At 35.8% G+C, this 25,591-nt stretch carries 24 protein-coding genes and 1 other annotated feature; of the genes, 4 read left to right on the top strand and 20 right to left on the bottom strand.

The window, feature by feature from the left end; all coding sequences use genetic code 11:
* Positions 1 to 247: 247 nt before the first annotated feature.
* The 9 genes from minD to CFK40_RS08775 form a co-directional block, all read right to left on the bottom strand.
* Positions 248 to 1,045 carry a septum site-determining protein MinD gene (gene minD / locus CFK40_RS08815; RefSeq protein WP_089531956.1) on the bottom strand — a complete coding sequence of 266 codons (798 nt, stop codon included), beginning with the start codon at positions 1,043 to 1,045 and terminating at the stop codon, positions 248 to 250.
* Positions 1,038 to 1,724 carry a septum site-determining protein MinC gene (gene minC, locus CFK40_RS08810; RefSeq protein WP_089531955.1) on the bottom strand — a complete coding sequence of 229 codons (687 nt, stop codon included), beginning with the start codon at positions 1,722 to 1,724 and terminating at the stop codon, positions 1,038 to 1,040. Before minC ends, minD begins: the two co-directional genes overlap by 8 nt.
* 53 nt (positions 1,725 to 1,777) lie before the next feature.
* The gene (gene mreD, locus CFK40_RS08805) at positions 1,778 to 2,314 is read right to left on the bottom strand and encodes a rod shape-determining protein MreD (RefSeq protein WP_193433359.1); all 537 of its coding nucleotides are present in this window, start codon (positions 2,312 to 2,314) and stop codon (positions 1,778 to 1,780) included.
* A complete protein-coding gene (mreC, locus tag CFK40_RS08800) occupies positions 2,314 to 3,195 on the bottom strand; it encodes a rod shape-determining protein MreC (RefSeq protein WP_089531953.1) in 882 nt (293 codons plus the stop codon). The genes mreD and mreC overlap by 1 nt, the downstream gene beginning before the upstream one ends.
* Positions 3,196 to 3,211: 16 nt before the next feature.
* Positions 3,212 to 4,252, bottom strand: coding sequence for a rod shape-determining protein (locus CFK40_RS08795; RefSeq protein ID WP_089531952.1), 1,041 nt, complete (start codon positions 4,250 to 4,252; stop codon positions 3,212 to 3,214).
* Between the two features lie 281 nt (positions 4,253 to 4,533).
* Positions 4,534 to 5,223: a RadC family protein gene (gene radC, locus CFK40_RS08790; RefSeq protein ID WP_089531951.1), complete on the bottom strand. Its 690-nt coding sequence runs from the start codon at positions 5,221 to 5,223 to the stop codon at positions 4,534 to 4,536.
* Positions 5,224 to 5,420: 197 nt separating this feature from the next.
* Positions 5,421 to 6,353, bottom strand: a complete 933-nt coding sequence (locus CFK40_RS08785; RefSeq protein ID WP_089531950.1) for a hypothetical protein — start codon at positions 6,351 to 6,353, stop codon at positions 5,421 to 5,423.
* Positions 6,354 to 6,555: 202 nt separating this feature from the next.
* Entirely contained in the window at positions 6,556 to 8,274 is a 1,719-nt protein-coding gene (locus CFK40_RS08780; protein WP_089531949.1) for a sensor domain-containing diguanylate cyclase, read from the bottom strand.
* 81 nt (positions 8,275 to 8,355) lie between these two features.
* Positions 8,356 to 9,633, bottom strand: coding sequence for a bifunctional folylpolyglutamate synthase/dihydrofolate synthase (locus CFK40_RS08775; protein ID WP_089531948.1), 1,278 nt, complete (start codon positions 9,631 to 9,633; stop codon positions 8,356 to 8,358).
* An 87-nt stretch (positions 9,634 to 9,720) separates the two neighbouring features.
* Here CFK40_RS08775 and CFK40_RS08770 point away from each other — a divergent pair, with 87 nt between their 5' ends.
* Together CFK40_RS08770 and CFK40_RS08765 are read left to right on the top strand one after the other, a co-directional pair.
* Positions 9,721 to 10,620, top strand: a complete 900-nt coding sequence (locus CFK40_RS08770; protein ID WP_319418049.1) for an ATP-grasp domain-containing protein — start codon at positions 9,721 to 9,723, stop codon at positions 10,618 to 10,620.
* A complete protein-coding gene (locus tag CFK40_RS08765; RefSeq protein WP_089531946.1) occupies positions 10,617 to 11,474 on the top strand; it encodes an ATP-grasp domain-containing protein in 858 nt (285 codons plus the stop codon). Before CFK40_RS08770 ends, CFK40_RS08765 begins: the two co-directional genes overlap by 4 nt.
* 43 nt (positions 11,475 to 11,517) lie before the next feature.
* On the opposite strand, the gene CFK40_RS08760 is transcribed toward CFK40_RS08765, so the two are convergent.
* Entirely contained in the window at positions 11,518 to 14,163 is a 2,646-nt protein-coding gene (locus tag CFK40_RS08760) for a valine--tRNA ligase (RefSeq protein ID WP_089531945.1), read from the bottom strand.
* A 53-nt stretch (positions 14,164 to 14,216) separates the two neighbouring features.
* Positions 14,217 to 14,438 (bottom strand) — a binding site (T-box leader).
* Positions 14,439 to 14,730: 292 nt separating this feature from the next.
* On the opposite strand from CFK40_RS08760, the gene CFK40_RS21300 reads away from it, so the two are divergent.
* Positions 14,731 to 14,919 carry a hypothetical protein gene (locus tag CFK40_RS21300; RefSeq protein WP_089531944.1) on the top strand — a complete coding sequence of 63 codons (189 nt, stop codon included), beginning with the start codon at positions 14,731 to 14,733 and terminating at the stop codon, positions 14,917 to 14,919.
* On the opposite strand, the gene CFK40_RS08750 is transcribed toward CFK40_RS21300, so the two are convergent.
* The 8 genes from CFK40_RS08750 to hemA form a co-directional block, all read right to left on the bottom strand.
* Complete coding sequence (locus CFK40_RS08750) at positions 14,916 to 15,653, bottom strand: hypothetical protein (protein WP_152640113.1); 738 nt, start codon at positions 15,651 to 15,653, stop codon at positions 14,916 to 14,918. The genes CFK40_RS21300 and CFK40_RS08750 overlap by 4 nt on opposite strands.
* Before the next feature lie 87 nt (positions 15,654 to 15,740).
* Positions 15,741 to 16,748, bottom strand: coding sequence for a stage VI sporulation protein D (gene spoVID / locus CFK40_RS08745; RefSeq protein ID WP_227001902.1), 1,008 nt, complete (start codon positions 16,746 to 16,748; stop codon positions 15,741 to 15,743).
* 183 nt (positions 16,749 to 16,931) lie between these two features.
* Entirely contained in the window at positions 16,932 to 18,221 is a 1,290-nt protein-coding gene (hemL, locus tag CFK40_RS08740) for a glutamate-1-semialdehyde 2,1-aminomutase (RefSeq protein ID WP_089531942.1), read from the bottom strand.
* 34 nt (positions 18,222 to 18,255) lie between these two features.
* A complete protein-coding gene (gene hemB / locus CFK40_RS08735) occupies positions 18,256 to 19,236 on the bottom strand; it encodes a porphobilinogen synthase (protein ID WP_089531941.1) in 981 nt (326 codons plus the stop codon).
* 6 nt (positions 19,237 to 19,242) lie between these two features.
* Positions 19,243 to 20,025 carry a uroporphyrinogen-III synthase gene (locus tag CFK40_RS08730; protein ID WP_089531940.1) on the bottom strand — a complete coding sequence of 261 codons (783 nt, stop codon included), beginning with the start codon at positions 20,023 to 20,025 and terminating at the stop codon, positions 19,243 to 19,245.
* Positions 20,025 to 20,954, bottom strand: coding sequence for a hydroxymethylbilane synthase (gene hemC, locus CFK40_RS08725; RefSeq protein WP_089531939.1), 930 nt, complete (start codon positions 20,952 to 20,954; stop codon positions 20,025 to 20,027). Before hemC ends, CFK40_RS08730 begins: the two co-directional genes overlap by 1 nt.
* Positions 20,955 to 20,968: 14 nt before the next feature.
* A complete protein-coding gene (gene ccsA / locus CFK40_RS08720; protein ID WP_089531938.1) occupies positions 20,969 to 21,787 on the bottom strand; it encodes a cytochrome c biogenesis protein CcsA in 819 nt (272 codons plus the stop codon).
* Positions 21,788 to 21,805: 18 nt separating this feature from the next.
* Complete coding sequence (gene hemA / locus CFK40_RS08715) at positions 21,806 to 23,179, bottom strand: glutamyl-tRNA reductase (protein ID WP_089534340.1); 1,374 nt, start codon at positions 23,177 to 23,179, stop codon at positions 21,806 to 21,808.
* 202 nt (positions 23,180 to 23,381) lie between these two features.
* Between hemA and CFK40_RS08710 the strand changes: the two genes are divergently transcribed.
* Positions 23,382 to 23,864: a LiaI-LiaF-like domain-containing protein gene (locus CFK40_RS08710; protein WP_089531937.1), complete on the top strand. Its 483-nt coding sequence runs from the start codon at positions 23,382 to 23,384 to the stop codon at positions 23,862 to 23,864.
* Positions 23,865 to 24,119: 255 nt separating this feature from the next.
* Here the strand turns inward: CFK40_RS08710 and CFK40_RS08705 are convergent, their stop codons facing one another.
* Together CFK40_RS08705 and CFK40_RS08700 are read right to left on the bottom strand one after the other, a co-directional pair.
* Entirely contained in the window at positions 24,120 to 24,860 is a 741-nt protein-coding gene (locus CFK40_RS08705; protein WP_089531936.1) for an amino acid ABC transporter ATP-binding protein, read from the bottom strand.
* A gap of 15 nt (positions 24,861 to 24,875) precedes the next feature.
* On the bottom strand, positions 24,876 to 25,538 hold the full coding sequence (locus tag CFK40_RS08700) for an amino acid ABC transporter permease (protein ID WP_089531935.1): 663 nt from the start codon (positions 25,536 to 25,538) through the stop codon (positions 24,876 to 24,878).
* Positions 25,539 to 25,591: the final 53 nt, after the last annotated feature.

Raw genomic sequence — 25,591 nt, 5'->3', positions numbered from 1 at the left:
GGACCAGAGCGTATGCCCTTAATACGTGAGGACCGGACTTGCACACGAGGTGCTGACTTCTATGTTGCCCACAGGACGTGGGCGACCTTAATAGAAGTTCCTTTTTCAACGAAGAGATTCGCCATTTATCATTTGGTGACTTTTTGAACATCCTATATTATGGAGAAGAATCCTCATTCTACTGAAACGTTTACAATCAGAAAACAAAAGAAGCAAAAAACAAATTGTTTCTTGCTTCTTGTAGTATTTAGGAATTCATTCCAAAAAAACTTTTGATCTTTTGTAGTATCCCTTTATCTTCTTCAAGTGATTGTAATGGTACTGATTCACCAAGAATTCTTCTTGCTATATTACGATACGAAATGGAAACTTTCGTATTTGGATGAAGTGCTATCGGCTCTCCCAGATTTGAAGCTTTAATAACTTCATCATCATCAACGACAATACCGATTAGGTCGATAGAAAGTATTTGGATAACTTCATCCACATCAAGCATATCGCCATTTTTCATCATATGACTACGAATACGATTGATCACAAGGCTAGGTGGGGCCATTTCTTCTTTCTCTAGTAAACCAACAATTCGGTCAGCATCTCGAACACTAGATTTCTCTGGAGTAGTAACAACAATTGCTTTATCAGCGCCAGCTACTGCATTTTGAAAGCCTTGCTCTATTCCAGCCGGACAATCAATGATGATATAATCATAGTCTGGTTTAAGTTCTTCTATAATTTTTTTCATGCCATCAGTTGTTAAAGCGGATTTATCACTAGTTTGGGCTGCTGGTAATAACACTAAATCATCAAATCGTTTATCCTTGATTAGGGCCTGTTTTAATTTACATCTTCCTTTAATAACATCAACAATATCATAGATTATTCGATTTTCTAAGCCCATTATCACATCAAGGTTTCTAAGCCCAATGTCGGTATCAATTAAACAGACCTTCTTCTCCATTAATGCGAGTGCCGTACCTACATTCGCGGTAGTAGTTGTCTTACCAACGCCACCCTTACCAGATGTAATCACAATTGCTTCACCCATTATTTATTCTCCTCTCGAACCCACTCAAATCAACCTGTTTATGTGAAAGAACCTGTAGTCTGTCAATAACAATTTTATCCTGCTTTTCATCGACTCGGCCACACTCCATATATACACCATCAGATTCATAATCTGGTGCACGACTAATGTAATCTGCAATTCGAAGCTGATTGGGTTTCATAAAGGAAGCTACGATTATTGCATCACGATTACCATTTACTCCTGCATGAGCAATCCCATGTAAACTACCCATTATATAAATATTTCCAGTTGATTCAACCGTACCACCTGGGTTCACATCGCCTATTAGCAACAAATCGCCTTTCACTTCAATGATTTGCCCAGATCTTACAATTCGATTTATCGTTTTCACTTCACTTTCTTCCATCCACTGAAGTGCATCATGACGCGCCACAACATCCGAGTAAATGGATACCACTCTAAAATGGTTTCCTAAATTAATTAATTCCTTAAGCTCTTCTTTTTGTGTTTGATTCAAGTAGCGACTCCCTAGTTTAACACTAACGGAAACTACAGGTTCATCTTTTTTTGGTCTATTATTTGATAACTTTTCACTCAAGTCTTTATATGCTTCATCATATGAGCAAGAGTCATCTATAAACAGAGTGAGCCCATCTCTAGTACCCTTTATTGTAATTAGCTGTTTCTTTTCGAGCATGATAAGTTCACCTCAATCTACTCTCTTTCCATTTTTGATAAAGCTAGTATTGATTAGTTAATTGTTTTGGTGATTTGTTCATCTTGCCATTTCGACAAACGGTTTTTAGTAATGGGATATAAGACTAGTAAAAATAATAAATTGGCTATGATGGTTGGCAAGAGGCGATAAAGCATATAATCTTCAAGCACCATATCTGTAAGTCCCACGACTGAATAGACAAGATAAATTGTAAAATCAGCAAACAGAATCCCGATGATTCCAAGTAAAATCGTCACATATATATTGCTGTGTAATAGCTTCCTGATACCGTGCATAACATAGATAGTAAATGCATATGCAAACATATAAACACCTAACACTCCCGTATACACAATATCAATTAACAAACCAAATATGGCACCGTATAATACGGAAAAGTATGTTCGATCATTATCATAAAACAGTGCAATATATAATAAAAAGATAAATACCCAATGTGGAATGATTAATAGATCACTCATAACAAAGCTGGCTGGTAACAACTCAATTGCGACACCCTCTAGTATAACAAAGAAAAAAAGAACGAGTGGGAGGTATAAACGTCTCATTATTCCTTATCCTCCTGAACTGATTCAGCCTTATCATTTTCTTTTAATGTTCGATCAACTACTATTACATTATTTATTTCAAACATATCTGCTGCTGGTTCAACTAAAGCAGTTCGGGTAAGTCCATACTGATCTGGCACAACTTCTTTAACTGTTCCAATCGTTAAACCTGCAGGGAATACTCCACCCATCCCCGAAGAAACTACTAACTCTCCTTTTTTTAGATCCGTTTCTGAATCTTCTATGATCTTGAAAAGTAAGGAATTAGTTTCTTTATCATATTCTTCAATTAAGCCGAAGATATCGTTTCCTTCTTCACGGGAAATAGTAGCTGAAATACGATTAAATTGATCAAATCCAGTTAATAATTGAACAGTTGATGAAAATTGTGAAACTGTCTGTATTTTACCAACCATACCATCAGCTGTAATTACAGCCATATTGGAGCGTACACCATCTTGTTTTCCTTTATTAATTGTAACCTGTTCTACCCAACGTTCAGGAGTTCGTGACATAACTGTAGCTTGTATCGGATTAAAATCACGAATGGATTCTGTTTTATCAAGTGCCTTTCTTAATTCTTCATTAGCTTCTTTTATTTCCTGTACCTCATAAATCAAACTTTTAGATTGTGAAAGTTTTTCTTTAAGTATTTGATTTTCCTTATAAGTATCCTTTAAATCATCTATATTAGTAAATATATCTGTTATAAATTTAACTGGGGTGTGTACAACACTCTGTGCCCATCCAACGGTGTCTTTGATAAATTGTTCGGGAGTGGATAATTGATCTCTACCTTTTAAAGAGAAACCAATCAAAACTACCAAAATTATAATACCAATTAAAATTATAAACAAACGTTTTTTACGAAAAAAAGGCATTCATTCCACCTACTTCTTAGTTAACAATTGGACGAGAAGATACATTCGGATGGGAACGAAAGTGTTGAATGTATTCTAAAGATTTACCTGTACCGATTGCAACGCTATCTAATGGGTCATCTGTTACAAAAACAGGCATTTTTGTCTCATCACTAATAACTTTATCTAAGTTTTTTAAGAGTGAACCACCACCAGATAGTACAATACCACGATCCATAATATCAGCAGCCAGTTCTGGTGGTGTTTTTTCTAGGGTAACCTTTACAGACTCAACAATAGCATCCACTATTTCCTTTAAGGAACTGGAAATTTCCTTCGTTGTAACGGTTATTGTTTTTGGTAATCCAGTTAACATATCACGACCGCGAATATCCATTTCCACATTTTCAACAACTTCACCTGCAACACCGAGATCCATTTTTATAGATTCAGCAGATCTCTCGCCAATCATTAAGTTATGATTCTTTTTCACAAATGATATGATTGCTTCATCCATTTTGTCCCCTGCTATGCGAATAGATTGGCTGGTAACAATCCCCCCGAGTGATATCACTGCGACCTCGGTTGTTCCACCGCCGATATCAACAATCATACTACCCGTCGGTTCCCACACTGGAAGTCCTGCCCCTATTGCTGCTGCAAAAGGTTCTGCAATTGGAAAGGCATCCTTCGCTCCAGCTTGTTTTGTTGCATCAATTACTGCTCGTTCTTCTACCATAGTTATACCAGAGGGTACACATATCATTACATTAGGTTTTTTTGCAAAAAAAGATCGATTTCTCATAGCTTTCTTAATGTAATATTTCATCATTATCGCTGTCGTCTCATAATCAGCAATTACCCCGTCTTTCATCGGACGAATAACGGATATATTGCCAGGTGTTCTACCAATCATATTTCGAGCAGAGCTACCAACAGCTTCTATCTGACCCGTTTCAATATCTTTAGAAACTACTGATGGTTCACGCACCACCACACCTTTTCCTTTTACAAAAACAAGGCTATTTGCAGTTCCTAAATCTATCCCTAAATCTTGTGAAAAATTAAATATCCCCAAAAAAGATCTCCCTTTCTAACGCACTATTCATTACATATGTAGGTTTACTATATCGATTTAAAGTAGTTTATGCAACGTGAAACCCATATAAACTATGTATCTCTTTCCATAAAGTGAAACTTCATTCAGTGAGGATTTTACTGCCTGTCCGAACCGCGATAACGTAAATTTCCACATGTTGATTCATAATCATAATAAGCGCCAATTTCAATAACAATTGAAAAATGGCGCTGTTTATCTCTTATTATAATTATACGAAAAAAACATGAAAATAGATAGTGTTATAAGTAGCCTTTTTCTTTAAGGGACACAAATTTTCTATCACCAATAATTAAATGATCAAGAAGTTCAATTCCGATCATTTTTCCCGATTCAACTAATCGTCTTGTTACATGGATATCTTCTTGGGAGGGAGTAGGGTCTCCAGATGGGTGGTTATGTGCGCAAATAATAGATGCAGCTGATCGTTTGACTGCCTCTCGATAGACTTCTCTTGGATGGACTATAGATGCATTTAGGCTTCCAATAAAAATAGTTTGGTTATGAATAATTTGATTCTTGGTATTTAGAAATAGTACGACAAAATGTTCTTGATTTAAATGCCGCATTTCCTCCATGACATAATCTGCTCCGTCTTCAGGAGAGCGAATAACATACCTTTCATTAGGCTTATACTGATTCATCCTCTTCCCTATTTCGATAGCAGAAAGTATTAATACCCCTTTTGCTTCACCAATTCCTTTTATCGCCATGAGCTCTTCAATTGTTGCATCCTTTAACAGTTTTAACCCTTCGAAATGCATTAGGATTCTTTGGGACAAAGTCATGACAGACTCTTCTTTTGTTCCAGTCCCTAATAGAATGGCTAACAGTTCTTGGTTCGATAAGTATCCGGAACCGAGCTTTAACAATCGTTCTCTTGGTCGATCCTCTTTTGGTACATCTTTAATCATTACAGATGGTATTGTCATCATTCTTCCTCCTTTGATGGATGAAAATATCATAGCGAGGAAAGTATGTTTCAACAAATTGATAAATTTCTATTTTCTAGTTGTAGTTGACCATAATAATTCACTTTTCACCTTAGCAAAAAAGGAATTTCACATAGCAATTTAGGAACGAAAATAGAAAAGTACAAGATTGACGATGAAAATAAAATCTATTATCTTTAATTCAATACAAAATTTTCATAGTGGTTCCATAGTTTTAATAATAGAATTGGTGATGAGGTTTCACTGGCTTCATCAATATTAGTTTGAAGACTTTTTACTTTTTCAAAGAATTCACTCGTATTTTTCACGTTTTCGGGATATGATTTTATCCATTCATTCCATTCAGTAGAAGAAATCGACTGATTCTTTGAAACATTTTTTAATGACATATTCCATATGTTGTGGAAGTCTTGAAGCCATTTATATTCAGTTTCTGTTAACTCTATCTCTACCTCACTGGTCGTCCATTTTTTTGCGTACGTTTCTAAATTTAATTCCGTATATTTCGCTTTCTTGCTATCTGTTTGATCTTTTGTTTCCGCTACATTAGCAAAAAGATAATAATTATCGTCCCTTTTCCAAACCATTGTCGGAAATCCAGCAGTATCATACTTTTCTTGAACTACTGTTACATTTGACTCTTCACTAAATAAGCCCGCTTGAAGTACAAATGCTTGTAAACCCTTTAATGTGTATGTTGACAAATCAGAAGCAATAGCCTCTTCACCTGAATTACTTGCATCACCATTCGTTGTTTCAGTTTGCTGATTGAATACCCCACCTACTGTATTTGTATCGATATTCGTGAACATATTTAACATAAAAACTCCTAATCCAACACCTAGTAAAATAGCTGAAATAGCTGCAAGGAATATGTGCTTATATGTTTTGTTTTTTGGGCTTTTGCTTTTTTTAAATGGTACTTCCTCTTCAAACGTATTTTGTCTAATATAAGTGGGGATTGGATCAAGTTCTTTTTTATCTTCATTCGTAGCTGCATGTTCTTCGTTTTTATAAGCATGCTGAACAGTTTGATTAACATTTTTGTTTTGTGAAACCTTTGTTTTTTTACCATCCATCCATACAATAATAGTTTTTCGTTTATCCATTTTCTCCCCTCACTTTCCAAAGTTTTCTATACTCTATCATAAGAGACTTGAAAAGTAAGACGAGTTTTGTCAGTAACTATTAAAAACTATTCAACAAAAAGCGCGTCAACAACCCCACCTAAATCGAAGATTTTAACAGAGTCTCCTTGACTTTTGATGATGAAAAATACAGAAGAGGCATTATTTCCAATCTATGAAGTAATTAGATTGATTGTAATTCTTGGTAAATCGCTACTTTATTTCTTCCACATTGTTTTGCACCAAGATACATTGCCCTGTCTGCATGTCGAATTAGCTCAATTGGTGATTCACAATGTTCAGGATACGCTGCAACACCAATACTTGCCGTAATAGGAACGTCCTCTACATTATCATGAGGTAAAATATGCTTCTCTACAGGGAACGGAGTGTCTGCTATCAAAACTCTAATAGCTTCTGCCATTTGGAATGCATGCTTTAAGTCAACATGAGGAAGTGATACGACAAATTCCTCCCCTCCATATCTTGCGACCAAACCTTGGTCACCAATAAATTCCGTCAATCGATCCGCAAACAAACATAATATTTCATTACCGGCTTCGTGTCCGTATGTGTCGTTTACTTGTTTAAAGTGGTCTAAATCTAACAAAATTAATGAATAAACACTATTTCCAATACTAGTTGATCCGTACTCTTCTATAGCATTGTTAAAATATCGATAATTATATAATTTTGTAAGCCCATCTATCTCACTATTTGTTTTTGTAATTTCATAATTTTTAGCATTCTCAATTGCTACACCTAGATAATTCGTTAATATAGTTAAGATTCGAAGATGAACTTTTCCATATGCCTTTTTTTCTTTTGTTATTATTGTTACGATACCGATAATTCTATTGTTATATTCTATCGGAAGTGAAATTACACTTTCCATATTGTCAGGAATTTTAGAATGCTTTATCGTTATCCATTCCTTCGAATTATTATAAATAATAGGCTTTTCAGTTGCCCATACTTTGCCACTAAATGCTTCATCTTTAGCTATTCGTTCAGGCATTGCTATTACCTTTTTAGTTACATCATAAAATCTCACTAGTTCAAGGTGATTATCTACAACCATATAAATGTACGAACAATCCATTGGAACGAGGTCACATAATTTATTAATAAAAATATCATGAACCTGATTTACTTCCATCCGTTTCGTTAATTGGTGACCGATCTCACCTGTTTCTTCCAAATAGCGATTAACCTCATGGTAGGAGTATAAAAGTCTGAGGATCACCGATATCATTACAAAAGGTATTCCCATATAAAATATAGCAATCCTTCCAATTTCGTCGTATAAAATAAATAATACAAAACCAACAGGTAACACAATCAAGGTTGATTGTAACTCCCAAAAAAAGCCTTTACTAAAAAGCTTATCTTTTTTTTGATAAAAGACTCGCTGAGTAATATGTATGATTAATTGATTTACTAAAAAAGCAGAAATGGCATATCCAAAGATCGCGATTATATCTTGGAAACTAGTAAAATCAAATGACTCATGATTTCCACCTAACAAATAATAAACAAGTGCCCCAACTATTGAAACTACGGTGAACATTAATAAGTTTAAAGGGTATCGGTAATATTCTTTTTTTCCAACACCTACTCTTATTAAAACGAAAAGGATTGCTAACTGGGTTAAAATCATTTCAGCAAAAAGACCAAAGGATACGAATACAGCTATGCTTATACCGTTCACAAAGAAAATAGGTGCATTATTTATTACTAAGGGAAAAGACGCCACAACACACATGAAGGTTCCAAATAATACAATATCAATCAAATTACCTTGTATATTTAGATAGGTATAATTGAAAGTGACGAACAGACTTAGTGGCCAAAAGATTGCCCATATTATCAACAATACATTTATTCTTTTTACTGAAACCATGTGTCCCCTGTCCTCCTTCAAAACACCAACTTTTTACCTATTTTATGAAAACTTTCTGATAATAACATCTTACCATACTGTTTATTCTTTCGCTATCATACTTTTTACTTTTGTTATAAAGTCCAATGACCCTGTAATATAATAATCAGTAGCTGACCTTGAAGAATTGAGGACTGTTTCAATATTCTTTTGCCAATCTTCTATGGCAAAAACATTTTCTTCATTTACATAGTTAGACAGTTCTGAAATAGTTGCTGCTCTTGGGTGGTCGAATGTTGTTAACGTGATTGTTTCAAATTGCCCTTGAAGTAATTTCAGCATTGCAGGTATATCCTTATCTCTATACGCAGCAAAAATAACGTGTTTAAAACGCGTATCATCATCAACTGTTTTTACAGTATCAATAAAAGATTGGATACCAGCTTCATTATGTGCACCATCAACAATAATTTGAGGTTTACGATGAACAAGTTCAAATCGCCCAGGAACTTGCGTTTTTTCTATCCCCTTTATAGCGAGGTCAAGATCAATAAAATGTTCCAGTTCTATTAATTTGACAATGGCCATGATAGCAACCGCGGCATTGACTTGTTGGTGTCTTCCTACCATTTGCAGGTTAATATTCAGTATATTATATAATCGGTATTTCCAGCTAAAATGTGTATAATAGGTCCCATGGGTTTGAAAATCTTGTCCATATCGAACCAAATTTGCATGGACAGAGCTTGCTTCTCGTTCTATCACATGCATAGCTTCATCTGGCATTGGCCCAACAATAGCAGGTGTCTTGTACTTTATTATACCAGCCTTGTGATAAGCAATTTTGTGAACGGAATCTCCCAAAAACGCCATATGATCACGGCTAACATTTGTTATAATAGATAGCAAAGGTAGAAAACAATTTGTTGTGTCTTCTCTACCACCCATACCCGTTTCAATTAATGCAAAGTCGACAGACTCAGCAAAATAGAGAAATGCAAGTACAGTTATAATTTCGAACTCTGTAGGATGATTATTTCTCTCATCCAAAATAGATATTACTGGATACATAACATTAAGTAACTCTACAAACGTTTGTTCATCAATAGGACTGTCATTGATAAACATATAGTTCGTTAAACCGTTTGGACTCGGAGAAACAAATACACCAACCTTATAATTATTTTGTATTAGAGCATTTTTTATATAATGTATAGTTGAACCCTTTCCATTTGTACCAGCAACATGAATGCTCTTAGTTTTATTTTCGGGATGTTGTAGCAATTGTAGCAAGGTATTAATTCGATCCAACCCAGGTTTAATACCTAATAATTTTCGATTATTAAAGTACCTCTCTACCTCTAAAAAGTTGTTAAACATATCTTCACCACTGACTTTCGAATTATTTTTTATTAAATTAGTATAGCATTGAATTAATTGATATAGAAGGGGACTAGTGTTTTGGAAATGAATGGTTGGATTATTTATAATGGTTACTTACGTGGCAGTAAATTTCTCGATTTTGCCGAATGGTTACAAGAAGCAGCAAGGCAAAAAGAAGTTACTACCTCCATTTGGAAAAATAGCGAGCTTTTAGCATATTTGGCTGATCAAAAGCCCACATTACTACATGTAAATGATCATCATTTACCTGAATTTGTTATTTTTACAGACAAAGATATTTATTTAGCAAACCAATTAGAACAGATGGGGATTCGAGTATATAATAGCTCGGATGCTATCCGGGTTAGTGATGACAAAATCTTAACCTACCAGGCTTTATCATCACAGAACCTTCCAATACCAAAAACGGTAATTGCTCCAAAGGTTTTTACGAATGACACAGATGTGGATTATGCAGTTTGTCAACAAGCCATCCATACCTTAGGTTTACCTTTAATTATGAAGGAAGCATTCGGTTCATTTGGTGAACAAGTATATCTAGTCCACACGGAAGTAGAGCTAGAAAAGAAGGCAAAATCATTACAAGGAAAAGCCTTTATCTTTCAAGAATTTATCGTTTCAAGCTATGGTAGAGACATGCGTTTACATGTCGTTGGAGATGAGGTAGTTGCCGCTATGGTACGAACCGCTTCAGACGACTTTCGTGCAAACGTAACAGCTGGTGGAACGATGCAGGCCTATCAACCTACAGATAAAGAGATTGCAATTGCTGTTGCCGCGACCAAAGCGATTGGTGCTGATTTTGCTGGAGTAGATTTGCTCTTTGGAACAGACGGCAACCCAATTATTTGCGAAATAAATTCTAATGCCCACATACGTAATATGTTTGATTGTACAAAAGTAAATGTTGCAGATTATATCATTGATTATATAATTGACATGCAAAAAGGGTTATTCCAATGAAATACAAAGGGTGGTTGATTTATAGCCAACTGGATGCTGAGGACAACTCTTCTTATATAAACTGGTTTTTAGAAGAGGCTGAATTACAAAGTCTTGATCTTAAATTAGCTATTAGAGAAAACCTTGCAATAGGTATTATTGATGATAAACGAACTATTTTATTAAACAATAAGCCAATTGCTCCGCCAGATTTTGCTGTAGTAAGGACCATTGATCCTTTTCTAAGCTTACATCTCGAAAGTATGGGAATTCGTGTGTTTAATTCATCGTCTATCGCTCAAATCTGTAATAACAAAGAATTAACTCATCACTATGTTCATGGGCTAGGTGTGCCAATGGTGGATACTATTTTCGCCAATTCTAATCAATTACCTAACTTACAAGTACTAGAATTCCCTTTTGTCATAAAGGAATCCACTGGTCGTGGTGGAAAACAAGTTTTTCTTATAGAAAATGAGAAGGATTGGCAAGATTCTTTACCAAATCTAACCTCAAAAACTAGTATCATGCAAACCTGTAACGTCAAGCACGGTAAAGATCTACGGGTTTTTGTAGTTGGAAATGAAATTGTGGGAGCCGTTTTACGCGAAAACTCAAGGGACTTTCGAGCGAATTTTAAACTTGGTGGTTCAGCAAGTCTATATTCTTTAAGCAAAGAAGAAGTTAAATTAGTGCAAACCATCATTGAACATTTTCAATTCGATATGGTTGGTATCGATTTCTTATTTAGTAAGGACCAGAAATTACTATTCAACGAAATAGAAGATGTAGTTGGCTCAAGAACGCTTAGCGCCGTAAGTGATAGCAACCTTTTACAAAAATATAATGCTTACATTAGATCACAGTTATCGTAAGAAAAAAACGGAATTTCATCGTTAAAATGAAATTCCGTTTTTATTAATTATTTAATTCCATTAAGCGAGCTTTTACTTTGGTATGCTTTTCTAGATAGTCCTGTTCTTTTTGTTTCTCTTCTGCTACAACTGCCTCTGGAGCTTTTTTAACAAAGCCCTCATTTGCTAGCTTCTTTTGTACCCTTTCAACTTCCTTAGCCCATTTTTCTAATTCACTTTCTAACCTCGTACGTTCTTTTTCAATATCAATCAGGCCTTCCAGTGGCAAAAATAACTCTAGGCCAGTAACAACTGCCGACATTGCTTTTTCTGGAACATCAACACTAGATGCAATCACTAATTCACTCGTATTACAAAATCGTTCGATATAGGTTCGATTGAATTCTAATTCCTTAACTGTTGTTTCGTCTTCGGCCTGAACAAGAAGCTTCACTTGTTTAGACATTGGTGTATTTACTTCAGCGCGTATGTTACGTACTGATTTTATGATAGAAACAAGGCGTTCCATTTCTTTCATTGCTTGTTCGTCATGTAAATCCTTCCGAACTTCAGGCCATTTTGCAACAGTAATAGATTCACCTTGGTGTGGTAACTCTTGCCAAATTTCTTCTGTGATAAATGGCATGAATGGGTGTAACATACGCATTATATTATCTAATACATAAGCGAGTACAGATTGGGTTGTTTTTTTCTTAGGCGCGTCTTCACCATACAATGGAAGTTTGGCCATTTCGATATACCAATCACAAAAATCATCCCAAATGAAGTTATATAAATAACGACCCGCTTCACCAAATTCATATTTTGTTGTGTTTTTTGAAACCTGTTCAATGGTTTCATTTAATCGTGTCAAAATCCACTTGTCTGCAATTGATTTTTCACCCGACAAATCAATGTCTTCATAGGAAAAGTTCTCCATGTTCATCAGGCAAAAACGTGATGCATTCCATATTTTGTTGGCAAAGTTCCAGGTAGACTCTACCTTTTCCCAATAAAAACGGAGGTCCTGCCCAGGTGATGATCCTGTTAATAAAAAGTAGCGCAGTGAATCTGCTCCATATTTGTCGATTACATCCATTGGATCAACACCATTACCAAGTGACTTACTCATTTTTCTACCTTCCGCATCGCGAATTAACCCATGCATCACTACATCTTTAAATGGACGTTCACCAGTAAATTCAAGTGATTGAAAAATCATTCGGGCTACCCAGAAGAAGATAATGTCATATCCTGTAACAAGCACGTCATTTGGGAAATGACGCTTAAAGTCCTCTGCATCTTTATCCGGCCAACCCATTGTAGAAAATGGCCATAAAGCAGATGAGAACCATGTATCTAGTACATCATTATCCTGTTCCCAGTTTTCACTATCTGCTGGTGCTTCTTTCCCAACATAAATTTCATTTGTTTCTTTATGGTACCATGCTGGAATTCGATGTCCCCACCAAAGCTGCCTTGAAATACACCAATCCCGAATATTATCCATCCAATGTAGATAGGTATTTTCAAACCGATCAGGAACGAAATTAACTTTTCCATCATTTTTTTGCATTTCTACAGACGCATCTGCGAGTGGCTGCATGTTGACAAACCACTGTGTAGATAAATACGGTTCAACAACAGCGTTACTACGCTCAGAATGACCAACTGTATGCGTATGATCTTCTATCTCGAAAAGCACACCAAGTTCTTTTAAATCATTTACGATTTGTATGCGACATTCAAAACGATCCAGTCCTTTGTATTTACCTGCATTCTCGTTCATCGTACCATCTTCATTCATAACTAGAACGCGTTCGAGCTTGTGGCGATTGCCAATTTCAAAATCGTTAGGATCATGTGCAGGTGTGATTTTTACTGCACCTGAACCAAATTCCATGTCCACATAATCATCGGCAACTATTTCTATTTCACGACCAACAATTGGCAAAATAACCTTTTTACCTACTAAATGTTTGTAACGATCATCTTTAGGATGTACCGCTACCGCAGTGTCACCAAGCATTGTTTCCGGACGAGTTGTAGCTATTTCAATAGACTCTTCACTATCTTTAATTGGATATCTCAAGTGATAAAAATGACCTTGAATTTCCTTATGAATAACTTCTATATCTGAAAGTGCTGTTTTAGTTTTCGGATCCCAGTTAATAATATATTCACCACGATAAATTAAGCCCTTGTTATACAGCTTAACGAAAACTTCACGTACAGCTTCTGATAATCCCACGTCCATGGTAAAGCGCTCACGGGAATAATCAAGTCCTAGCCCTAATTTCTCCCATTGTTTCCGAATATGGCTTGCATATTCCTCTTTCCATTCCCATACCTTATCAACAAATTTCTCCCGCCCTAAATCATAACGAGACTGACCTTGTTCTTTCAGCTTTGCTTCTACTTTAGCTTGTGTTGCAATACCTGCATGGTCCATCCCTGGTAACCACAGAACATCATACCCTTGCATACGCTTCATTCTTGATATGGTATCTTGCATAGCAGTGTCCCATGCATGACCTAAGTGTAACTTTCCTGTTACATTTGGAGGAGGTATTACGATTGTAAAAGGCTCCTTTTTTGGATCAGCAGTTGCTTCAAAATATTTACCGTCTAACCAAAATTGATAACGGTTCTTTTCAACAGTCTGCGGATCATACTTTGAGGGCAGCGTGCTTTTTGGTTTTTCCGACATGTTTAGTTCCTCCCTTGTATTGATTTTTTGCAATAAAAAAATCCTCTCATCCTATAAAGGACGAAAAGACTGCTTCCGTGGTACCACCTTTGTTTGCAAGCGCAAAAAAGCTCGCACACTCATCACTTTTAACGAATTTCATCCGACTTCTTCTACTGTTTTCAAAGAAGTAGCATCATGGGCGACATTCCAGGTTAATGGACCTAGGAAATTCTCAGCTTCTATTTCCCTCTCTTAAAGTATTATCCTGTACTCTTCCCATTCATAGCATTTTTATATACTGTTTGTTTATCTATATTACCTATTTATTCCTACAAAATCAAGTATTATTAACATATCTTGCACAAAAACACTATCCTTAAACATATTATAATAAAAATAATTATATATGTGCGTGTTCAAAAAGTCGCCGAATTAGAAATTAGAAGGTCGAGGCACGAGAGTTTTGAGGACCAGAACGTATGCCCTTAATACGTGAGGACCGGAAAAACCGAGTAACGAAGAGATTCGCCATTTATCATTTGGTGACTTTTTGAACATCCTATATATGTGAAGGGCGTGATACATGTGGCACGATATTACCGGTACAAAATTCCACCTTGGGCAAGACACTGTATTTTTGTTATAGAAAAAGTCACGTTGCCAATTCTCATCTTCCAGCTCATGCGGACATTATTTTTTCCAACGACGTTTGATGTGTTCTTGTTAGGTATAATAATCGGTATTTTTATTGCTTTTTATCTAGAATGGATTTAATCCGTATCATCCTTTTCTATAACTAAACTTTTTTTCGTCCAACTCAACATTTGAAGCAGGAAGCGGTGTGTTCGCTTAAGTATGATAATGTGCTCCATCATAGATTTCTTGTTAGTTTTAGTTGCATAATCCTCTACTGCTTCAAAATAGTCAGTAGGGTCTAACAAATATATCCCAAGCAAGTACATTTCAACTTGTTCTAGCTGATTCGCTTTCAAATAGAAAGAGAAATACTCTGTTAGTTCTGTATCTTGCCATTCAAAAAACATTGCATGATACTTAATCATCGACATCACATCTATTACAGCATTGCCATGAAAAAATTGTTCATGGCTGTTTTGATATAAATGTCTTTTCACTAGCAAATGTTTAATATTTTTGTGCCCATAACACCGACAGTATTTCCACTCGTTAACCTGTGAAAGTTCATCATTAAATTGTCCAATACGTTCAATCAGCTCATTGAATAGATAATCAATGTCACGATAATGTGTACACACTAATAATTCAACAGGAGACATGTATCTTTTTTGTTCAAATTCATCGATATAGTGATCAAAGTGCTCTCGGAATTGGATACTTTTCTCATGATATTGCTTGAAATCTTTTTGTACTTTTTCTTTATTGATTGAAATAGTTTGTAATGTACTATTATGGGCATACCCGACTTTTTGAAAGACATCAGGTAACGTCAACTGTTCTCCATATGTATTTATATTCTCATAATTATCCATAGAACTCCCCACATTCATAAAACCACTCAGCCCCTTGTTACAAAACAAGGGGAATAGGTGATTTATTGTTTGTCTAACCTGCTTTTTTTACTTGCTTTGATTTAAGGGAATATATAGTAACTGTCCTTCACTTATCGTTTCATCTTCTAAATTATTTTGTTTATAAATATTAAGCGGATTTATTTTATACCTTTGTGCAATTGTGTCAATCGTGTCATTGTCCTGCACAATACATAGTCTCACCTTTGAGTAGTTTTCCTCGTCTTGTCTAAACATATCAGAAAGATAATCTATTTTTTCCCCACTAGGTTGTTCTACTTTTTTATCCTCTGATGATTTAACAGAAGATGTAGGGGATTGATTCGGCTCATCCTCCACCACTATTTCATCCTCAGATTCATCTGCTGGATAGTACGGTTCACGAAAATATGTTTGTTGGCGCTCTACTTGTTGTTGTTGATCTTGTTCTTCTTGTTCTTCTTGTTTTATATCCTCTTCAACTTGTTGCTTTATATCAAAACGAAACGTATTTTCTTTTTCGGGAAAAATAACTTCCTCGGGGGAGGCAACCACATCTGGAGTAACAATTTCTTCCTCCACTCCTTCTTCCTCCTCCAACCTATCTTCAACTTCCACTTCATCTGTTGATTCGACTACATCATTTATACCTTGTATAGCAATTATCGATGTTAATCTAAGTTGATTTTGATCAGGTATTTCATAATCAAAGAAATCAATAGATACTGTAACATCATTCATATCATTTACACGATAAGTAGGGACTGAAATCTCTACAGGAAAACGGTGAGAAAAAGATGCTTCTCCACGTTCAGCCTCAACTACCTGTTCTACGTAACGCCGAGTAGAATAATCATCCAAGTCATAGAAATTATCTTCTCTTGTTTCGCCTTCACCTACCCTCTGATATTCCCCATTTAACTCAATAACACCTCTAATGGAAATATAATCATTAAATGGTTGAATGGATATTTCGGGCTCAAGGGATATACCAAGAATTTCAGCAACCCCCTGTCCTCGTTCAAAATATAAGGATTCATTCAACTCAAAACTAAACATCGCTTTTTCTTGTGACAAATTCCTTCCTCCTTCCTCACACTTAAAAATAATCATATGTTTTATATCACTATATGAGACAAATTGAGAATATATGATTTTTTACACGTAAGGAAAGTATAAAAGTTTTAAGAAAACGCCGGTATAAGAAAAACAAGTTAAAAAAACATGCTATCGATTGTATCGATAGCACGTTTAGTATTACTATTTATTTAATGCAGAAAAGGCATTTCTTATTGCTTTAATTGTATTTTCTATATCTTCATTTGTATGAGCTGTTGAAAGGAACAGTCCTTCAAATTGGGATGGCGGAAGAAAGACACCTTCTTCAATCATGGCCCGGTAATACTGCGCGAAGTAATCCAAATTAGACTGCTTTGCACTCTCGAAATTATCTACAGGTTCGTTTGTGAAAAATACGCCCACCATTGAACCAGCACGGTTTATATATAACGGAATTTCAAAATCAATAGCAGCCTGTTTGAAGCCTGCTACCAATGTATCAACTTTTTCATTCAATTCTGCATAGGATTCTTTTGTTAATGCTTTCAATGTTTCATATCCAGCTATCATTGCAAGTGGGTTACCAGACAACGTTCCAGCTTGATAGATCGGACCAGCAGGAGCAACCTTTTCCATGATTTCTCGCTTTCCACCATACGCCCCAACTGGAAGTCCACCACCTATTACTTTACCCAGACAGGTTAAATCAGGTGTCACACCAAAGAATCCTTGTGCACAATCATAATCTACACGAAATCCTGTCATTACTTCATCAAAGATAAGGACAGTTCCGTGATCATCTGTGATCTTGCGCAGTTCTTGTAAAAAGTCATCTTTTGGAGGAACAACTCCCATATTTCCTGAAACAGGTTCAACAATAACAGCAGCTATTTCACTTCCAAAGTTAGCAAATGCAAGACGTAAGCTTTCTATGTCATTGTACGGGACTGTAATGGTATTTTCAGCAATCGATGCAGGTACACCTGGACTATCTGGTAAACCTAACGTTGCTACTCCTGATCCTGCCTTGATTAACAATGAATCACCATGTCCATGATAGTTTCCTTCAAATTTTAAAATCTTGTCACGACCTGTATATCCTCTTGCAACTCGTAATGCACTCATCGTTGCTTCTGTACCAGAATTAACCATACGTACCATTTCGATTGATGGTACACGATCAATTACAAGCTGAGCTAGTTTATTCTCAATTAATGTCGGTGCACCGAAGCTAGTACCTTTTCCTGCTGTTTCCTTAAGTTTTTCAATAACACGATCATCTGCATGACCGTGAATTAAAGGACCCCAACTCAAAACGTAGTCAATATATTCATTACCATCAATATCATTAATTTTGGACCCTTTACCAGACTCCATGAAAATAGGCGACATTCCAACAGACTTGAAAGCACGAACAGGTGAGTTAACACCACCTGGCATTAAATCTACCGCCTCTTTATAGGCATCATGTGATTTGTCAAATTGTTTCATACGTATTCACCTCATTAATATAATTTGATACTACTTATTCACTTAACCATCTTGCAACATCTTTTGCAAAATACGTTATGATTAAATCTGCTCCTGCACGTTTCATTGATGTAAGTTTTTCCATTACCAACGATTTTTCATCAATCCATCCGTTCATTGCTGCCGCTTTTACCATCGCATACTCACCACTTACATTGTAAGCAACGACTGGTGCATTAAAGTTATCCTTGATATCTCGAACGATGTCTAGATAAGACAAAGCTGGTTTCACAATAAGAAAGTCTGCACCCTCTTCTATATCTGATTCAGCTTCACGGATCGCTTCTAGACGATTTGCTGGATCCATTTGATAGGATTTCCGATCACCGAATTGTGGTGTGCTATCTGCTGCTTCTCGAAATGGACCATAAAATGCTGAAGAATACTTAACTGCATACGACATGATAGGTATAGACGTGAAGCCGGCTTCATCTAATGCAGTACGAATCGCGATGACAAAACCATCCATCATATTAGATGGTGCAATAATGTCAGCGCCTGCTTCCACTTGTGATACAGCCGTTTTAGCCAATAATTCAAGGGATTCATCATTGTCAACATCACCGTCATGAATGACACCACAATGGCCATGAGATGTAAACTCACATAAGCATGTATCAGCTATAACGAGTAATTCTGGTACCTCTTCCTTAATAAGACGGATTGCCTGTTGCACAATGCCATCATTAACGTATGCACCAGTACCCACTTCATCTTTTGCATCAGGCACACCAAATACTATAACAGAAGGGATTCCCAACATATGAACTTCCTTCATTTCGTCAACAATATTATCTAGTGAAAGTTGAGACACACCAGGCATAGAAGAAACCTCATTACGAATACCTTCCCCCTCAATGACAAAGAAAGGATATATTAAATCCTCTTTTCGTAGATGATTTTCTCGAACGATTGACCGCATGCTGGATGAAGTCCGTAAGCGACGATGACGTTTAAAGTTTAAATTACTAGTCATTGTTATCTATCCTCTCTCTTTTATGTAATGGGCAATTCTTTCTACCATGCCCCTGGTTGTATATTGTTCCGGTATCATTGTTTGAGTAAACCCCAATTTATTGGCACATGTTTCAGTTGTTGATCCGATGCACACACAAGGTGTTTTTTGTATATACGTTAAGTGTTTATCTTTATCAACCATTTCAATAAATGCTTCCACAGATGAGGGGCTCGTAAACGTAATAAAATCTGGATAATCTTTATTTAAATAGTTGTTTAATAGGCTTTGATTACCACTATTACTCCTTGTTTCATAAATTGTAATTTCATCAAAGGCAACGTTATTTTTTGTAAATGCTTCTTGTAGAACCGTGCGAGACTTATTCCCTTTAACGATTAAAAGTTGTCCATTAATTGTAACTTGTTGTAAAAATTCAGCCGCCATAACTTCTGCATTGTATATAGACGGAAAAAAAGTAGCGGTTATGCCATATTCAAGTAAAATTTCTCCTGTCTTATGACCAACTACGGCAAATTGAACGGAATCAAGCTCGCTAAAGGAAATTTCGTACTCTTTTAACCATTTAAAAAAACAGTGAATACCATTTGCACTTGTAAAGAAAATCCATTGGTAATTTGTTACCTGGTCAAGTAAATAGGATTCCTCCATGTAAGGTTTACACGTGATTTTTAATAGTGGTATTTTGATAGGAATACCACCTAAGTCTTTAACTAAATCAGCAAAAGATTGTGATTGACTTTTTTCTCTTGTAATCAAAATCTCTTTTCCTTGTAATGGCTGTAACATTACTCATTTAGCTCCTCTTTCACTTCATCCACAATATCTTTTGCACCGCGAGCAATTAAATTGGACGAAGCTTCTTTTCCAACTGCAATAGGGTCGTTCCCTCTAATTGTTTCTTTTAATATAACTGTTCCATCTGCACTTGAAACGAGCGCGGTCAAAATAACCTCATCTTTTTCTAAATAAGCATATCCGGCAATTGGTACTTGACAGCTACCCTCTAAAAGCTTAAGAAATGTTCGTTCTGCAGTAACTGTTCTAGTTGTATAACCATTATTTATTTTTGCAAGCATTTCTTTTACTTCATCGTCATCCGTACGACATTCTATAGCAAGTGCACCTTGCCCGACAGCAGGTAGACATACCTCAGGATCCAAGTAGTCAGTAATGATAGCTTCATTCCAACCAACACGCTGCATTCCGGCAACTGCTAAAATAATAGCATCATAATCTTCTTCTTGAAGCTTGCGTAAACGTGTTTCTATATTGCCACGCACTGATTTGATAGTTACATCTGGACGTTGTGCTAAAACTTGAGCAGCACGTCTTAAGCTACTAGTTCCAACAATTGCACCTTCAGGTAAATTATTTAATTTTACGTGATTTTTTGCAATATAGGCATCACGGTGATCAGCGCGTTCTGGAATACACGCAATTGACAGTCCTTCAGGCATTTCAGAAGGCATGTCTTTCATACTATGCACGGCAAAATCAATCTCTTTATCATACATAGCTTGTTCAATTTCTTTTACAAACAGCCCTTTACCCCCAACCTTTGATAACGTTACATCAAGGATCTTGTCCCCTTTTGTCACTATCTTTTTTGTTTCAAATTCGTAGGGAACGCCGGCTTTCTTCAATTCGTTAATAACCCAATTGGTTTGTGTTAATGCAAGATTACTTTTCCTTGTTCCAACGATAATTTTACGCATGTCTTTTCTCCTCCTTAAAAGTGGAAATTAGATAATAAACTAAATAATAAAAAATTAATAAGTAAGATTAAAAAAGCTGCAGTGTTGTAAATCGCAATCGATTTTCCTTGATACCCTTTTACCATTCGCAGCAACAAATAAAGCGCATATACTCCAAGTACAAATATAGAACCGAATGTCTTTAAATCGAACCAATAAAACTCAGCGTTAGCGACATAAGCCCAAACAACTCCAAGGATAATACCTAGTAATAATAATGGTACACCAAGTGTTATAGCTATAAATGAATATCGATCAAGCTGTTTTAAATCACCTAACCTCCACATCCATTTCATGCCCTGTTTATTTTTTAATAATTGATATTGAATCAAGTACATAATCGAAAGCAGGAAAGATAATGTAAAAAAGCCATAGGAAACAATCGACAGGGTAATATGTGTAATAAGTATTTCGTTCACAAGCTGTACGCCATGTTCCAGTCTTTCTTGCTGAGCTTCCGTTAATATATACATCAATAGAATAAAGAAACCAAATAAATTTGTAAAAAATACGATAAAATGTATGGTAAATAAGCGATTGATGATTAAAGAAAATGTGACCAGTACCCAGGAATAGAAAAAGAGACCATCATATAGTGATAAAACTGGAAAGCTATTCTCTAAGAAAACTTGTTTAAATAAAAAAAAGCTTTGAATAATCCAGACCATACTAAGTAACCAGAAGGCGATTCTATTTGCCTTCTGGTTATTCTGAATAAAATCAATGAAATAGCAGGTCAAACTTAAGCCATAAATGATTAGAATAATCTCATAAATCCATTTCGTTTCAAACATACTTATTATCCTTTCATCTTAATTAGTTGATAACTTTTCTACTAAAGGAAAGGATACTTTCTCATCTGATTTTAAGTTGATGTTCACGCTGTTTTTTTTAGATTGCTTGTCCAGCTCTTCTTCTACTTCTTCTTTAATACCAAATATATCCATGAACAGTGCTAATTTTTCATCTGAGTCTTTTCCGGCTGCAAGCTCTTTAGCCTGTGTAACTGGTTCTTTTAATAATTGATTAATGATACTTTTCGTGTGTTTATTTAAAACTTTCTTTTCTCTAACAGTCAACTCAGGCATTTTCCGTTCGATACTTTCCATTGTTTCTGCCTGGATAGACAATGCTTTTTGTCTTAATACAGAAATAACAGGTACCACACCAAGGGTTTGCAACCATTCTTTAAATAGAACAATATCAGCCTCTAGCAAGATTTCAATTTTTTCAGCAGCTTGTTTTCTTGAATGCAGATTTTGATCTACTATATGCTGCAAATCATCGATGTCGTATAGGAAAATACTATCCAATTTGCTGATTGCAGGATCAATATCCCTAGGTACTGCTATGTCAACTAAGAAAAGTGGACTTCCTTTACGTTTTTTCTGTAACGGTTCAAGCATCTCCTTCGTAATTACAACAGAATCTGAACCAGTAGAGCTAATTAGAATATCTGCGTCTTGAATTACGTTTACCAGGTTTCCTGTATGTTCTGCGTTTGCATCAAATTTTTCTGCTAGTTCAACCGCTTTTTCAAATGTACGATTAATCATAGTTATTTTCGTTGCACCAGACCCTTGAAGGTTCTTAACTGCTAATTCGCCCATTTTTCCCGCACCAAAAATGACGATGTGTTTATTTTGTAAATCACCAAATATCTTTTTAGCTAATTCCACTGCTGCATAACTAATAGACACAGCATGCTCACTTATAGCTGTATCTTTGTGTGCTTTTTTAGCAAATGTAATAGCTTGCTTAAATAATTCATTAAAAATGGTTCCTGTCGTTTTCATTCGTTGAGCAGTTAAAAAAGCTTGTTTTACTTGTCCAAGTATTTGGGTTTCACCTAAAACCATAGAATCAAGGCCTGCAGACACTTTAAACAAATGCTCTACTGCACCATCGCTTTCTACAATTCGCAAATAAGAAGAAAACTCCTCTTTATCAAGCTGAAACCACTCTGCCAAAAATTGTTTTATATAATAGCGTCCAGTATGAATTTGATCAACCACCGCATATATTTCAGTGCGGTTACATGTAGAAACAATCACATTCTCCAAAATGCTTTTTTGTGTTTTTAAAAGCAGCATTGCATTATCAATGTCTTGTTCAGAAAATGTTAGTTTTTCCCTGACTTCTACTGGGGCTGTTTTATAGTTAAATCCTACTTTTAGTATGTGCAACACGATCTACCCCCAACAAATCTTAAACAAAATTCTTCTTTTATTATACCATAGAATATAAGTACTATTTTTAATAAAATGTGAACAGATTTCGAATCCGTATGATAAAATTATTACTATAATTGCTTGATTATGAACTCGTATGTACTTTATCATAACAGTATGCTATAAGCAAGAAATCGATATACGGAAAGGAATCCTTATGAAAAAACAACATGCATTTGCAGGATATTTATTAATTGGATTTGGATTATACTTTCTCCTAAGTAAACTTAGCCTTCCAATAATCACTGACTTTTATTCTTGGCCTACTCTTTTTATTATTATCGGTCTTGCTTTTCTTATACATAGTTACAAAACAAAAGATTATCAAAATCTGTTTAGTGGAACTATAATTTTGGGCCTTGGCATCCATTTTCATGGTGTAAATCATTATTCTTTTTGGATTGATCATTGGGGAGTTTACCTGCTAATTGTGGGCATTGCCTTTATGGTGCGGTTTCTTAAAACAAAAGAAGGATTATTCTCTGGACTTATTCTTATTGGTTTATCACTAATTGTAATCTTTTCCGTAAATCTGCCACCATATTTAAATTGGGTTTATCAATTTTTAGAACTAATTGAACAATTTTGGCCAGTAGTTTTAATTGGTATAGGAATATATTTTCTTAAACGTAAAAAGTAAAGAAGAGCGCTGTTTCAAATAAAGCAGCGCCCTTTCCTTTATAGTGCGTGTTCAAAAAGTCGGCAAATTAGAAACAAGGTCGACAAAGAACTCAGACGTCCTGTTGCAAAGTCGACATTAGCACGTCCTGTGCGTCAAGTTCGAGGCGGCGTAGGTTTGAGGATCGGAATGTAGGCTATTCCTACATGAGAACCGGAAAAACAAGCCAACGAAGAAATTCGCCGTTTATCATTTGGTGACTTTTTGAACATCCTCTTATAAAATAGAACTTAAAAATGCTTGAGTACGTTCCTCTTTTGGATTATCAAACAAATCGTTTGGAACTCCGCGTTCAACAATTTTGCCATCATGCATGTAAACCACCCAGTCGCCAACCTCACGGGCAAATCCCATCTCGTGTGTTACAACTACCATCGTCATTCCTTCTTCAGCTAGCTCTTTCATGGTGGATAATACCTCCCCGACTAATTCAGGGTCAAGTGCTGATGTTGGTTCATCAAAAAGCATGACTTCTGGCTTCATAGCCAGGGCACGCGCAATAGCAACACGTTGTTTTTGTCCGCCTGACAATGTTGATGGATACACATTATATTTGTCACCTAGTCCTACCTTGTCCAATAGTTCCTTGCCATCTTTAATTGCTTGTTCCTTCTTGATGCCTTTCACTTGTGTTGGTGCTTCGATCACGTTTCCTAATACCGTTTTATGTGGGAAAAGGTTGAAATGTTGAAATACCATTCCTACACGTTCACGGATTTTATTTAAATCATGTGTATCCCTTTCGACCTGCTCACCTTTAATAATAACATTTCCACTATCTTTAATTTCCAAAAAGTTCAGCGAGCGTAATAAGGTACTTTTTCCAGATCCACTTGCACCAATTAGTACAACTACATCACTTTCTTTTACTATCATATCAATGTCCTTTAATACGTGTAAATCTCCGAAAGACTTATTTAATTTATCTACTCTAATCATTTCTTGTTTTTCACTCATTGTAGACCTCCTCACTTAATCACTTTTAGCTAGCTTTTTCTCAATTTGATTAACAATTACAGTTAGTATTAATACGATAAATAAATAATAAACTGCTACGGTTAAATAATACGGCAAGTAATCAAAATTGTTGGATCCCTGTGTGCTGGCGACACCAAACAATTCTTGCATACCAATAAATGAGACAAGTGAAGAGTCCTTTATACCAATAATGAACTGATTACCAAGAGAGGGTACTGCGCGACGAAATGCCTGTGGTAAGATAATTCTTCGCATTGTAAGTCCTTGGGTCATCCCAAGTGTACGTCCAGCTTCTCTTTGTCCTTTATCAATTGACTGAATTGATCCACGAATAATCTCGGCAATATAAGCCCCACTGTGAAAAGCAAGTCCCGCTGTTCCAGCCCAGAATGGAGAAAGCAGTATGATTTCCGCCAAACCATAATAAAGAACAAATATTTGAACAATCAGTGGTGTACCGCGCACAATCCATATATATGCGTCAGCGATCCACTCTAAAATTTTTATATTAGAAATTTTAAATATAGCAAAAATCAATCCGATTATAAAGGCAATCACTAACGAAGCTGCTGATAATAAGAACGTTAGCTTAAGACCTTCAATAAACAGATCAAAACTACTTGTAAATACTTCGAAAAAGTGCATAATAGCATCCAAATGATTCAACTCCCTTTAAAGACAAATGTGCGCAAGCTCTGCGCACATTTGCT

Source organism: Virgibacillus necropolis (assembly GCF_002224365.1).
Classification (GTDB): Bacteria; Bacillota; Bacilli; order Bacillales; family Amphibacillaceae; genus Virgibacillus_F; species Virgibacillus_F necropolis.
This window is presented reverse-complemented; position numbering and strand designations above follow the sequence as displayed.

Coding starts and splice junctions, on each gene's coding strand:
- minD (WP_089531956.1), bottom strand. CDS start 1,045: ATGGGTGAAGCAATTGTGATTACATCTGGTAAGGGTGGCGTTGGTAAG.
- minC (WP_089531955.1), bottom strand. CDS start 1,724: ATGCTCGAAAAGAAACAGCTAATTACAATAAAGGGTACTAGAGATGGG.
- mreD (WP_193433359.1), bottom strand. CDS start 2,314: ATGAGACGTTTATACCTCCCACTCGTTCTTTTTTTCTTTGTTATACTA.
- mreC (WP_089531953.1), bottom strand. CDS start 3,195: ATGCCTTTTTTTCGTAAAAAACGTTTGTTTATAATTTTAATTGGTATT.
- radC (WP_089531951.1), bottom strand. CDS start 5,223: ATGACAATACCATCTGTAATGATTAAAGATGTACCAAAAGAGGATCGA.
- CFK40_RS08785 (WP_089531950.1), bottom strand. CDS start 6,353: ATGGATAAACGAAAAACTATTATTGTATGGATGGATGGTAAAAAAACA.
- CFK40_RS08780 (WP_089531949.1), bottom strand. CDS start 8,274: ATGGTTTCAGTAAAAAGAATAAATGTATTGTTGATAATATGGGCAATC.
- CFK40_RS08775 (WP_089531948.1), bottom strand. CDS start 9,633: ATGTTTAACAACTTTTTAGAGGTAGAGAGGTACTTTAATAATCGAAAA.
- CFK40_RS08770 (WP_319418049.1), top strand. CDS start 9,721: ATGAATGGTTGGATTATTTATAATGGTTACTTACGTGGCAGTAAATTT.
- CFK40_RS08765 (WP_089531946.1), top strand. CDS start 10,617: ATGAAATACAAAGGGTGGTTGATTTATAGCCAACTGGATGCTGAGGAC.
- CFK40_RS08760 (WP_089531945.1), bottom strand. CDS start 14,163: ATGTCGGAAAAACCAAAAAGCACGCTGCCCTCAAAGTATGATCCGCAG.
- CFK40_RS08750 (WP_152640113.1), bottom strand. CDS start 15,653: ATGGATAATTATGAGAATATAAATACATATGGAGAACAGTTGACGTTA.
- hemL (WP_089531942.1), bottom strand. CDS start 18,221: ATGAAACAATTTGACAAATCACATGATGCCTATAAAGAGGCGGTAGAT.
- hemB (WP_089531941.1), bottom strand. CDS start 19,236: ATGACTAGTAATTTAAACTTTAAACGTCATCGTCGCTTACGGACTTCA.
- CFK40_RS08730 (WP_089531940.1), bottom strand. CDS start 20,025: ATGTTACAGCCATTACAAGGAAAAGAGATTTTGATTACAAGAGAAAAA.
- hemC (WP_089531939.1), bottom strand. CDS start 20,954: ATGCGTAAAATTATCGTTGGAACAAGGAAAAGTAATCTTGCATTAACA.
- ccsA (WP_089531938.1), bottom strand. CDS start 21,787: ATGTTTGAAACGAAATGGATTTATGAGATTATTCTAATCATTTATGGC.
- CFK40_RS08710 (WP_089531937.1), top strand. CDS start 23,382: ATGAAAAAACAACATGCATTTGCAGGATATTTATTAATTGGATTTGGA.
- CFK40_RS08705 (WP_089531936.1), bottom strand. CDS start 24,860: ATGAGTGAAAAACAAGAAATGATTAGAGTAGATAAATTAAATAAGTCT.